The 12108-nt window shown below is 54.1% G+C and carries 9 protein-coding genes; 6 read left to right on the top strand and 3 right to left on the bottom strand.

The window, feature by feature from the left end; translation table 11 throughout:
• Positions 1 to 94: 94 nt before the first annotated feature.
• Positions 95 to 1081 (bottom strand): LysR family transcriptional regulator, encoded by a 987-nt coding sequence (locus TH30_RS12380; protein WP_114098398.1) that lies wholly within the window; start codon positions 1079 to 1081, stop codon positions 95 to 97.
• A gap of 229 nt (positions 1082 to 1310) precedes the next feature.
• Between TH30_RS12380 and chvE the strand changes: the two genes are divergently transcribed.
• The 4 genes from chvE (at position 1311) to araD (ending at position 7238) form a co-directional block, all read left to right on the top strand.
• The gene (chvE, locus tag TH30_RS12375; RefSeq protein ID WP_114098397.1) at positions 1311 to 2390 is read left to right on the top strand and encodes a multiple monosaccharide ABC transporter substrate-binding protein; all 1080 of its coding nucleotides are present in this window, start codon (positions 1311 to 1313) and stop codon (positions 2388 to 2390) included.
• 227 nt (positions 2391 to 2617) lie between these two features.
• The gene (mmsA, locus tag TH30_RS12370) at positions 2618 to 4141 is read left to right on the top strand and encodes a multiple monosaccharide ABC transporter ATP-binding protein (protein ID WP_114098396.1); all 1524 of its coding nucleotides are present in this window, start codon (positions 2618 to 2620) and stop codon (positions 4139 to 4141) included.
• A gap of 10 nt (positions 4142 to 4151) precedes the next feature.
• Entirely contained in the window at positions 4152 to 5336 is a 1185-nt protein-coding gene (gene mmsB / locus TH30_RS12365) for a multiple monosaccharide ABC transporter permease (RefSeq protein ID WP_114098395.1), read from the top strand.
• A gap of 153 nt (positions 5337 to 5489) precedes the next feature.
• Positions 5490 to 7238 carry an L-arabinonate dehydratase gene (gene araD, locus TH30_RS12360; protein ID WP_114098394.1) on the top strand — a complete coding sequence of 583 codons (1749 nt, stop codon included), beginning with the start codon at positions 5490 to 5492 and terminating at the stop codon, positions 7236 to 7238.
• Between the two features lie 70 nt (positions 7239 to 7308).
• On the opposite strand, the gene TH30_RS12355 is transcribed toward araD, so the two are convergent.
• Positions 7309 to 7857 carry a hypothetical protein gene (locus TH30_RS12355; protein WP_114098393.1) on the bottom strand — a complete coding sequence of 183 codons (549 nt, stop codon included), beginning with the start codon at positions 7855 to 7857 and terminating at the stop codon, positions 7309 to 7311.
• A 44-nt stretch (positions 7858 to 7901) separates the two neighbouring features.
• Positions 7902 to 8579 carry an HAD family hydrolase gene (locus tag TH30_RS12350; protein ID WP_114098392.1) on the bottom strand — a complete coding sequence of 226 codons (678 nt, stop codon included), beginning with the start codon at positions 8577 to 8579 and terminating at the stop codon, positions 7902 to 7904.
• Positions 8580 to 8832: 253 nt separating this feature from the next.
• Here TH30_RS12350 and glmU point away from each other — a divergent pair, with 253 nt between their 5' ends.
• Positions 8833 to 10179, top strand: a complete 1347-nt coding sequence (gene glmU / locus TH30_RS12345) for a bifunctional UDP-N-acetylglucosamine diphosphorylase/glucosamine-1-phosphate N-acetyltransferase GlmU (protein ID WP_114098391.1) — start codon at positions 8833 to 8835, stop codon at positions 10177 to 10179.
• 85 nt (positions 10180 to 10264) lie between these two features.
• Positions 10265 to 12088 (top strand): glutamine--fructose-6-phosphate transaminase (isomerizing), encoded by a 1824-nt coding sequence (gene glmS, locus TH30_RS12340; protein ID WP_114098390.1) that lies wholly within the window; start codon positions 10265 to 10267, stop codon positions 12086 to 12088.
• Positions 12089 to 12108: the final 20 nt, after the last annotated feature.

The raw sequence follows: 12108 nt of genomic DNA, 5'->3' as shown, positions 1-12108 counted from the left end.
CGACCAGAATATATTTTGTTGTATGACAGTAGCTTACGTCAGTCTGGCTGTAACGCACAGAATTTAACCAAATAACCGATCCGGATATATTGGCCTAAAGCAGCGGTTTTTCTATACGGGCAAGAACATGATCCGATACCAGCTGGGCAGACGGGGACAGACGATGACCACGCGCGGTGATCAGGCTGTAGGGTTTGATTTCAATCATCCCGTCAAACGGAAGTTCGGTAATGAGCCCGCCGCTTGCCAGAAGGGTTGTGACTTCCTCGGCCATCGGTGCTATGGCATCGGTATCGGCAAGCGTTGCAAGCGTCACCAGCAAGGATGCCGAGTTCAGGCTTGAATGCGGCAAGGGAAGATGGCGCGAAATAAATACGTCTTCGATGGTTCGACGCATCAGGTTGCCCGGCGGGGGCAATATCCATTCGAACTTGGCCAGTCGGGCAAGGGTGATCGGCTTGTTGGCTTCAAGCAACGGGTGTCCCGTGCGCACCATCAGGCGGATTTTTTCGCTGCGAATTTCGCGGATGTTGAATTGCCGTGGATTCATGTCCTCGGGCACGCGACCAATGACAAAGTCATGATCGCCCGCCAGCAAATCCTTGATCAGTAAATGCGACGGACCAACACTGACATGGGCTTCCAGTAACGAGTTGACCGCCTGCACGCTGCGAATGGCCGGAACGACCAGATCCACCGCCGCTGCCGTCACCGCACCGACAAAAACCGTTCCGCCGCCATGCTTGATGTCTTCGATTTCGCGTTCGGCCTCGCGGATTTCGATCAGCATGCTGCGTGCTCGCCGGGCAAGGGCGCGGCCGGCATTGGTCATCTCGATCCCGCGCGGGCTACGCACGCACAGCCGCGCTTCAAGGATGTTCTCCATTTCCGAAAGCAGTCGTGATGCCGCTGGCTGGGAGGTTTTAAGCATGTCGGCAGCCAGACTGATCTGCCCGGTTTCTTCCATGGCTACGATCATGCGCAGATGGCTGAGCTTGAGCCCGCGTTGAAACAGGTTTCCTGATCGAAAAAGCAAGGACTTGGCAGAGCTCAGTGGCTGGTTATTTCGAAACTCGGACATGGTTGTTCCTCCCTTGGTGGGGATTGTATTATATCAATTTTGATATGCAAGTTTCGAAATTACTTATTTGATTGTTATGTTGTGCCTCTGAATAATGGCGCCGTGTCCTTTGGGAAATGGGATGCATTATCAATTGAAAACAAAGACACGACATGTTCAGGCGCAATTTGCCTGAGAAAGTCGGGCACCAAAAATGGCTGATATGCCGTGTCTTGTAGGGAGGATAGCTATGAAACGTCTCAGTGCCGTAATGGCAGGGGTCGCCTTTGGTGCGGCCGCAATGATGAGCCCGATGATTTCTGGCGGTTATGCACATGCCGCCGAAAAAGGCTATGTCGGGATCGCAATGCCGACCAAATCTTCGGCACGCTGGATTTCTGATGGCAACTCGATGGTCGAGCAGTTTGAAGCAGCCGGTTACAAAACCGACCTTCAATATGCAGAAGACGACATTCCGAACCAGCTCTCGCAGATCGAAAACATGATCGTTAAGGGCGTTGATGTTCTGGTGATTGCCGCAATCGATGGCACAACTCTTTCGAACGCGCTGGAAAATGCTGCTGCTGCGGGCATCAAGGTCTTTGCCTATGACCGCCTGATCCGCGAAAGTGCCAATGTCGACTACTATTCGACCTTCGATAACTTCAAGGTTGGTGTTCAGCAGGCGACCTCACTGGTTGACGGTCTGGCTGCTGCGGGCAATCCGCCTTACAATGTTGAACTGTTCGGCGGTTCGCCGGACGATAACAACGCTTATTTCTTCTATAATGGTGCCATGTCCGTTCTTCAGCCGCTAATTGACAGCGGTGATGTCGTGATCAAATCCGGCCAGATGGGCATGGACAAAGTTGGTACCCTGCGTTGGGACGGTGCGGTTGCACAGGCACGTATGGATAACCTTCTTTCGGCATATTACACCGACGAACAGGTCGATGGTGTTCTGTCGCCGTATGACGGTCTGTCGATTGGTATTCTTTCCTCGCTCAAAGGGGTCGGTTACGGCTCTGGCGACATGAAAATGCCGGTCGTTTCCGGTCAGGATGCCGAGCTGCCGTCGATCAAGTCGATCCTTGCTGGCGAACAGTATTCCACCATCTTCAAGGATACCCGTGAACTTGCACGTGTAACCGTTTCCATGGTTGACGATGTTCTTGCCGGTCGCGAGCCGACCATCAACGACACCAAAACCTATGACAATGGCGTCAAGGTTGTTCCTTCCTACCTGCTTGAGCCGGTCATGGTTGACAAGTCCAACTGGGAAGAAATCATTCTTGGCTCTGGCTACTACACTGCAGAAGAAGTGAAGTAAGTCCCGACATTCGTATGGAACCCGGTGTGCTGTCTGATAGGGCAATCTACCGGGTTCTATCGTCTCGAAGAATGTCTGCGAACGGGTCCTGTTTTGCTGTAGCCTGAAAATACAGCACACTACAAACAGGTGTGATACCCGAAGGGTTTCCCCAAAGAAAACCAAGACAGCAAAGACCAAAATAGACAGAGGCGTTGTCAGGCGACTGACAGCAGTGGGAGGACCGGATGGATACCATCCTGGAAATGAAGAACATCACCAAGACCTTTCCGGGTGTAAAGGCGCTGGATGATGTCAGCATCAAGGTTGAACGTGGTGAAATCCACGCGCTTTGCGGCGAGAACGGTGCAGGTAAATCCACCCTGATGAAGGTTCTGAGCGGGGTTTATCCGCACGGTACGTATGAAGGCGATATTCTTTACGATGGCGGCGTACAGGAATTCAAAGATATCCGCGATAGCGAAGAACGCGGCATCATCATTATCCACCAGGAACTGGCGCTGGTGCCGTTACTGTCGATCGCCGAGAACATCTTTCTGGGCAATGAAATTGCCGAAAACGGCATTGTAAACTGGCCGGCGACCTTTGCGCGCACGGGGGAGTTGCTTAAAAAAGTCGGGTTGAAGGAAAATCCGGCGACGCTTGTGACCAACATCGGTGTCGGCAAACAGCAGTTGGTCGAAATTGCCAAGGCGCTGTCCAAAAAGGTCAAGCTTCTTATCCTTGACGAGCCAACGGCCAGTCTTCAGGAAAATGACAGCCAGAAGCTTCTGGATCTGCTGCTGGAGTTCAAGGCGCAGGGCATTACATCTATCCTGATTTCGCACAAGCTTAACGAGATCAACCGTGTTGCAGACCGCATCACGATTATTCGTGACGGTAAATCGATCTCGACCCTTGATGCCCGTGCAGGACAGATTACCGAAGACGATATCGTCAAGGACATGGTCGGGCGTGACATGGCGCACCGCTATCCGGAACGCACGCCCAATATCAGCAGCGAAAAACTTATGGAAGTCCGCAACTGGTCGGCAACCCATCCGCTGCATCCCGAACGCAAGGTCGTTGACAATGTCAGCATTGATGTTGCTGCGGGCGAGGTTGTCGGGATTGCTGGTCTTATGGGGGCAGGCCGTACCGAACTTGCCATGAGCATCTTCGGCAAATCCTATGGCACCGACATTTCGGGTGAAGTTCTGATCAAGGGCAAACCGGTTGATGTTTCGACCGTGGAGAAGGCGATTGCATCGGGACTGGCCTATGTCACCGAAGACCGCAAGGAAATGGGGCTGATCCTTGAGGAAAGCATTACGACGAATATCACGCTGGCCAATCTTGGCGGGGTATCGGAACGTGGTGTGCTCAATGACGGGGCGGAACGTTCCGTCGCCGAGGATTATCGCCAGAAAATCAATATTCGCACGCCCAATGTCGGGCAGAAGGTTGTCAATCTTTCGGGCGGGAACCAGCAGAAAGTCGTTTTGTCGAAATGGCTGTTTGCAGCACCCGAAGTCCTGATCCTTGACGAACCGACGCGCGGCATCGATGTCGGTGCGAAATACGAAATCTATACGATTATCAACCAGCTGGCTGCCGACGGTAAGGGGGTCATCATGATCTCGTCGGAAATGCCGGAGCTTCTGGGCATGTGCGATCGCATCTACGTCATGAACGAGGGTGAGATCAAGGGACAGCTTGCAGCAAAGGATGCAAGCCAGGAAGCAATCATGCGCATGATCCTGAAAGCGTGAGGAACAGACAATGACGGATACTGATAACAAATCAATTGGTTACTACTTGCGCACCCATATCCGCGAATACGGGATGGTTGTTGCGCTGGTGGCCATTCTGGCCTTTTTCCAGGTTCTGACCGATGGCATCATGCTCAAGCCGGTTAACCTGACAAACCTGTTCCTTCAGAACAGCTACATCATCATCATGGCTGTTGGCATGTTGCTGGTGATTGTCGGTGGGCATATCGACCTTTCGGTTGGCTCGGTCGTTGGTTTTGTCGGCGCGCTGGCTGCGGTGATGATCGTGAACTGGGATCTGCCGACAGTCTTTGTAATTCCGGCCTGTCTTGTGGTTGGTGCGATCATTGGTGCTGCACAAGGATACTGGGTGGCCTATTGGCGCATTCCGTCCTTTATCGTGACCCTTGCCGGGATGCTGGTGTTCAAGGGCCTGACGCTGGCTCTTCTGGGTGGTGCGTCGGTGGGGCCGTTCCCGTCTGAATTCCAGGCGATGTCTTCGGGCTTCCTGCCGGACTTCTTTGGCGGGTTGATCGAAGGCCGCTTTAACGTCTTTTCCATGACGATTGGTGTGGTTCTGGCTGCTCTTTTGCCGATCCTCGGTCTGCGTTCGCGTGCCAAGCAGGCGAAGTTTGCAGCCGTTGACGAACCGATGGCGTTCTTTGTTGCCAAACATGCGGTTGCCGGTGTGGCGATCCTGTATGTCACCTATCTGCTGTCGACCTATCGCGGTCTGCCAAACATTCTGATCATCATGGCACTTCTGATTGCGATCTTCACCTTTATTACCAACTCCACGACCCTTGGTCGTCGCATCTATGCGCTGGGTGGTAACGAGAAAGCCGCAAAGCTTTCAGGGATCAATACCAAACGCCTGACCTTCTTTACCTTTGCCAATATGGGCATGCTTGCGGCCCTTGCCGGTCTGGTTTTTGCCGCACGTCTGAATACAGCCACACCGAAAGCCGGCCTTGCGTTCGAGCTTGATGTGATTGCGGCGGTGTTTATCGGTGGCGCATCCATGTCGGGTGGTGTCGGCAAGGTGATTGGTGCGGTGGTTGGCGCCCTGATCATGGGCGTGATGAATAACGGGATGTCGATCATTGGTGTCGGTATTGACTGGCAGCAGGTGATCAAGGGTCTGGTGCTGCTCGCAGCAGTGATCTTCGACGTCTACAACAAGAACAAGGCTTAACAATACCATGACGCGGAACGACGCAGATCTGGGTGAAAACAGCCAACAAAGCCGGTTGGGTGCCAGTTTGTGTCGTTCACAGTCCCCTGTGCGGTCTTTGGGGTCGTACATTTCCGGACCCGTCTCGATAATAAGTCAAAAAGGAAAACGGGCATGACGAAGTTCAAACCGGCACCCTGGCCGCGGGTTTTAAGATCACAAGAAGGTTGGTTCGGCGGAACCAGCAAGGACAATATCTATCATCGCAGCTGGATGAAGAACCAGGGGCTGCCCTCGGATCTGTTTGATGGCCGTCCGGTGATTGGTATTTGCAACACATGGTCGCAACTGACCCCGTGTAATGCCCATCTGCGCGATCTTGCCGAACGGGTCAAGCACGGCATTTACGAGGCAGGCGGTCTGCCGCTTGAATTTCCGGTCTTCTCGGCTGGCGAAAGCACACTTCGCCCGACCGCAATGATGTTCCGCAACCTGGCCGCCATGGATGTTGAAGAAGCCCTTCGTGGAACCCCGCTTGACGGTGTGGTTCTGATGGTTGGGTGTGACAAGACAACGCCATCGCTTCTGATGGGCGCTGCCAGTGTCGATATCCCGGCAATCGTGGTCACCGGTGGTCCGATGCTTAATGGCAAATGGCGCGGTCAGGATATCGGTTCGGGAACCTCGCTCTGGCAACTTTCCGAAGACCGCAAGGCAGGCAAGATCAGCACCGAGGATTTCCTTGAAGCCGAAATCGCCATGTCGCGTTCGCCCGGATCTTGCAACACCATGGGCACAGCATCAACCATGGCCAGCATGGCCGAAGCCCTTGGGATGGCGCTTTCGGGTAATGCGGCCATTCCGGCGGTCGATAGCCGTCGCCGCGTGATGGCGCATATCACCGGCCGTCGTATCGTTCAGATGGTCAAGGATGACCTTAAACCGTCTGACGTCATGACCAAGGAAGCATTTGAAAACGCCATTCGCGTCAATGGTGCAATTGGCGGTTCGACCAATGCGGTTATCCATTTGCTGGCGATTGCCGGACGTGTTGGCATTGACCTGAGCCTTGATGACTGGGATCGCCTTGGCCGTGATATTCCGACCATTGTGAACCTTCAGCCGTCTGGCAAATATCTGATGGAAGAATTCTTCTATGCCGGTGGTTTGCCTGTGGTGATCAAGGCACTGGCCGAGGCCGGAAAGCTGCATAATGATGCGCTGACGGTTTCGGGCGAAACCATGTGGGACCAGGTCAAGGACGTTCAGAACTGGAATGACGATGTTATTCGTCCGTTCGAAAAAGCTTTGACCGAAAGTGGCGGTATCGCGGTGGTCAAAGGCAATCTTGCTCCGAACGGCGCGGTCCTTAAGCCTTCGGCGGCAACACCGGCTCTGCTGACCCATCGTGGTCGTGCGGTGGTATTTGAGGATATCGACGACTACAAGGCCAAGATCTATGATGAAAGCCTTGATATCGATGAAACCTGCATCATGGTTCTGAAAAACTGCGGTCCGAAAGGCTATCCGGGCATGGCAGAAGTCGGCAATATGGGCCTGCCGCCCAAGGTGCTCCGCAAGGGGATCACCGATATGGTGCGTATTTCAGACGCGCGCATGAGCGGCACGGCATATGGCACCGTGGTCTTGCATACCTCGCCAGAGGCCGCGGCAGGCGGACCGCTTGCCGTGGTTCGGAACGGTGACATGATCGAGCTTGATGTGCCCAATCGCCGTCTGCATCTTGATATCAGCGACGAAGAACTGGCGCAGCGCCTTAAGGACTGGAAAAACACAGTCCCGGTTCCGGCCAGTGGTTATGCATCGCTCTATTACAAGAGCGTTATCGGCGCAGACAAGGGGGCCGATTTTGACTTCCTTGTCGGTCACCGTGGCAAGGAAATCCCGAAAGACAGCCACTAGGATTCAGGGTTCAATCATACCCGTAATCAAAGCCCGGTCGGCAACAAGGTCGACCGGGTTTTGTTTCAGGTTATGGCAAAGGCCAGATGACGTTGTTGGGCGCATCACCGTCATGGGTGATCAGGAGTTTGCCGTCGACCAGTTCCCAATTCACGAAATAGGCACCGGTCACATCAATGACGGGTGTTGATTGCTGTGCCGGGGCAATCAGGCGGGCACGTTGTGAATGCGCGCCTTTGTGACAGACCAGCAAGAAGGCGGTTGTGTCTCTGACATCGGGTTCGGTGAGGACAAAGATGCCGTCCTGATTGCAATTATCTTCGTCGCCTTCACACATGAAGCAACCAAGATCCTCGGCAATTTCGTCGCCAGTGTTCCAGTCGCGGATAAACAGGGTTTGGTTCCCCTGTTTGGTGCTGAGTTCCCATTGGTATGGGGTATGCAGAACAATGACGGTTTGATCCTGCACTTCCCCCTGACGACTGGATGCCTCGTCCAGCACAAGTCCGCCCTTGGCCGGGTTTCCCTGATCAGGTTGCTTTGCAAATGCGGCCAAAGGAAATGCCAACATCGCGTAGGTGAACAGACCAAAACATCCGGTGCGCAGGAATGAGTGCATGGGCAATGCTCCGAGAAGCTTGATGTTGGGGCGTTTCAGACCGCTTAAAGTCCTGTGATGGATTTGATGGCTTCGGGCAGATTTTCATAGGCCGTGACGACGGCATCGGCACCCAGGGAATTTGCGCGGGTGTCATCAACTTCGAAGGCGACGGCGATGGCATGGACATTGGCATCACGGGCCGAATTCACGTCATTTGCATGGTCGCCAACCATGAGGGCAATGTCGTCAGTGCCGGGTTTATAGCCCATCTGATCAAGTACAAAGCGCAGGAAGCGACCATCGGGTTTTTTGACTTCGAATGAATTGCCGCCTGCAATCACGGTAAACAGCTCGGCAATGCCAAGCTTGTTCAAAATCGCCTTGCAGGGGCCTTCGGGTTTGTTTGATGCAAGCGCAATGGTCCAGCCGTCAGCTTTAAGTTGGCGCAACACGTTTTCGGCATTCTCGTAAAGCCGTGTATAGGCATAACCGGTTTCAACATAACGATTGTTGAAGTCGATATTAAGTTCATCAAGTGTGGCATCGTCCGGCGTTTGATCGCGTTTGGCAAAGGCGCGTTTGGTCAGCATCCAGGTGCCATCACCCAGCATGGCTTCGATATCATGTCGAGTGATGGCGGATAATCCGTGCGCATCAAGCAATCCGTTCATTGCAACCAACAAATCCTCGACCCCGTCAATCAGGGTGCCGTCGAGGTCGAACATGATGAATTTTGCCATTTGGGCGGGGCTCCGTATGGGGGTGGTTTGAGTGTGGTGACTGATTCAGAGGAACTTAACCGAGTTTGTGCCATTAACAAACGGTAACATCCGCTAACAGGCGGTAACAAAACGTGATTCTTTATGGGCTTTTGCAGCAAAAGAATATGTTCTAAGACTTGCTGCAAATCAGATTACCCGTGCTGTTGTAACCGACATGCGCGAAGCAGGAACAGGGGATGCTGCATCAAAAATGCGGCAAGCGGATTGATAAATGTCACTTGAGCTAAGTGTTATCGTTTTGGCTGCCGGTATGGGCACGCGTATGAAAAGCGCATTGCCCAAAGTCATGCACAAGGTTGCCGGCAAGCCGATGGTCAATCATGTCATTGATACGGCAGCCAAGCTGTGTGCGGCCAAGACAATGGTCGTCGTTGGCCCCGATATGCCCAAACTGATTGAGACGGTTTCCCCGCATCCCACGTTTGAGCAAACCGATCGTCTGGGAACTGCCCATGCCGTTCTTGCCGCCAAGGATGGTTTGGCCGGGCTCAGTGGCAACGTTCTTGTTCTTTATGCCGACAGCCCGCTTTTTACCGCCGAGACGCTTGAACGTCTGGTGGCCGCCCGCGAAGCTGGCGATCACGCGGTTGCTGTTCTTGGCTTCCGACCGGATGATCCCGCCGGTTACGGTCGCTTGGTGACGGATCCTGCATCTGGTGAATTGCTGGCGATTGTCGAAGACAAGGAATGCGATGCGGCCCAGCGGGCACTTAACTTCTGCAATTCCGGTGTGATGTGTTTCCGCGCCGAAGATATGCTGACCACTCTTGAGGCGATTGATAATGCCAATGCCAAGGGTGAATTCTATCTGACCGATGCCGTCGCAGTTTCTCGTGCGCATGGTAAAAGCTGTGTTGCCATCGAAGTCGACGAGCAAGAAACACTTGGCGTTAATTCCCGTGCCCAGCTGGCCGTTGCCGAAGTCATCATGCAGGATCGTTTGCGCAAGGCTGCCATGGAAGACGGTGCGACCCTGATTGATCCGGCATCAGTATTTCTGTGTGCCGATACCAAACTTGGTCGAGACGTTATAGTTGAACCGAATGTGGTTTTCGGTCCGGGGGTCACGGTTGGCGATAACGTCGTGATCAAGGCGTTCAGCCATCTTGAAAGCTGTGTCGTTGGCGAGGCTGCCGATATCGGCCCTTACGCCCGTTTGCGTCCGGGAGCCGAAATCGGCGCAGGTGCCAGGGTTGGCAATTTTGTCGAGATCAAGAAAGCCATTGTTGAAGATGGCGCCAAGGTCAATCACCTCAGCTATATCGGTGATGCACGCGTCGGGGCAAAGGCCAATATCGGCGCGGGTACGATCACGTGCAACTATGACGGCTATCGCAAGCAGCATACAGATATCGGCGCGGGGGCCTTTATCGGATCAAATTCGGCGCTTGTTGCGCCGGTTGAAATTGGTGATGGCGCGATTGTCGGCGCCGGGAGCACGATTACCGGAAAGGTTGAAGCCGATGCCCTGACACTGACCCGGGCAGAGCGCATTGAAAAAGCAGGATGGGCGGCAAAGTTTCGCGAGAAAATGCACGCGCTCACCGGCAAGAAATAACTGTAACTCCGATATCGAACTGGTCATGTGACGAACGAGCACGTCCGACCAAAACTGAAGCGATTTGAAGCAGGAATAAACGAATATGTGCGGTATCATCGGGATTATCGGCAGTGACAGTGTTAGCGAGCGTATTCTTGAGGGGCTCAAGCGCCTTGAATATCGTGGCTATGACAGTGCCGGGATCGCAACGCTGGTTAATGGCGATATCGAACGCCGTCGTGCCGAGGGCAAGCTGATCAATCTTGCCAACCGTCTGGAACAAAGCCCGCTTGCAGGAGACGTCGGGATTGGTCACACCCGCTGGGCGACTCATGGCGTTCCGACGGAGAACAACGCCCATCCGCATACCGATGGCAAGGTTGCTGTCGTTCATAACGGCATCATTGAGAACTATCAGGAAATCAAGGCAGAGCTCTCTGCCAAAGGGCGCGTCTTTGCCACCGATACCGATACCGAGGTGGTTGTCCATCTGGTGTCCGATTTCCTCGATCAGGGCAAGTCACCGCGTGACGCCGTTGCTGCCACCCTGCACCGGATCGAAGGCGCCTTTGCGCTGGTGATCATGATTGCCGGTCATCACGATGTGATCTTTGGTGCGCGTCGAGGTACTCCGCTTGCTGTCGGGCTCGGTGAGGGGGAGATGTATCTTGGCTCGGATGCCATGGCGCTTTCGCATCTTACCAACAAGCTGATTTACCTCGAAGAGGGTGACTGGGTCGAGATGACCCGTGATTCTGTTCAGGTTCGCGATGAAAATGATGTTGATGTGACCCGCGAAACCAAACTGTCGGCCGTTTCTGGCGCGATGATGGGCAAGGGCAATTACAATCACTTCATGCAGAAGGAAATCTTCGAGCAGCCTGCGGTGATCGGCGACACCCTGCACGCGTTCATCAACCCGGCGACCCAGACCATCAAACTGCCTGATATGCCGTTTTCGTTTGCCGATGCGACCCGCCTGACGATTGTTGCCTGCGGCACGTCTTTCTATGCCGGTCTGGTGGCAAAACACTGGATCGAACGTTATGCCGGTCTTGGCGTCGATGTCGATGTTGCATCCGAGTTCCGCTATCGCTGTCCGCCGCTGCCCAAAGGCGGTGTGGCACTGTTCATTTCGCAGTCCGGTGAAACGCTCGATACCCTTGCGGCCCTTCGGTATGCGAAGTCCAAAGGCCAGAAGATCGTCTCGATCGTCAATGTGCCCGAAAGCACGATTGCCCGTGAAAGCGACGTGGTGCTTCTGACTTATGCCGGACCTGAAATCGGCGTTGCATCGACCAAGGCATTTACCACGCAGCTCACAGTTCTGGCCTGCCTTGCAGTGACCATCGGGCGCGAAAACGGCACCCTTGCCAAGGACGAGGAAGCTGCCATCGTCAATGCCCTGACCGAAGTGCCAAAACACGCGGCCGAGGTCCTGCATCATGACGAGGCGCTCAAGAAACTGGCGCTTGATATTGCCGATGCGCGCGATGTTTTGTATCTCGGGCGCGGGCTTGGCTATCCGATTGCGATGGAAGGGGCACTCAAGCTCAAGGAAATTTCCTATATCCACGCCGAAGGGTACGCTGCGGGCGAGATGAAGCATGGTCCGATCGCCCTGATTGACCAGTCGGTTCCGATCATTGTCATTGCGCCGTCTGACGAGCTGTTTGAAAAAACCGCCTCAAACATGCAGGAAGCCGCCGCACGAGGTGGGCGCGTGATCTTTATCTCGGACGCGCCGGGGCTTTCGAAACTTGGTGATATGGCATCTGCAACGGTGGAACTGCCCAAGGTTGCCGATTTCGTCGCACCGATCCTTTATACCATCCCGGTTCAGATGCTGGCCTATCACGTTGCAGTCCATAAGGGCACCGACGTTGATCAGCCGCGCAATCTTGCAAAGTCGGTAACGGTCGAATAAGCCCACTTTTCATATCAGAC

Source organism: Thalassospira profundimaris, from assembly GCF_003326795.1.
Classification (GTDB): Bacteria; Pseudomonadota; Alphaproteobacteria; order Rhodospirillales; family Thalassospiraceae; genus Thalassospira; species Thalassospira profundimaris_C.
Note: the sequence above shows the minus strand (reverse complement) of the source record. Positions and strands in the feature narration are given on the sequence as shown.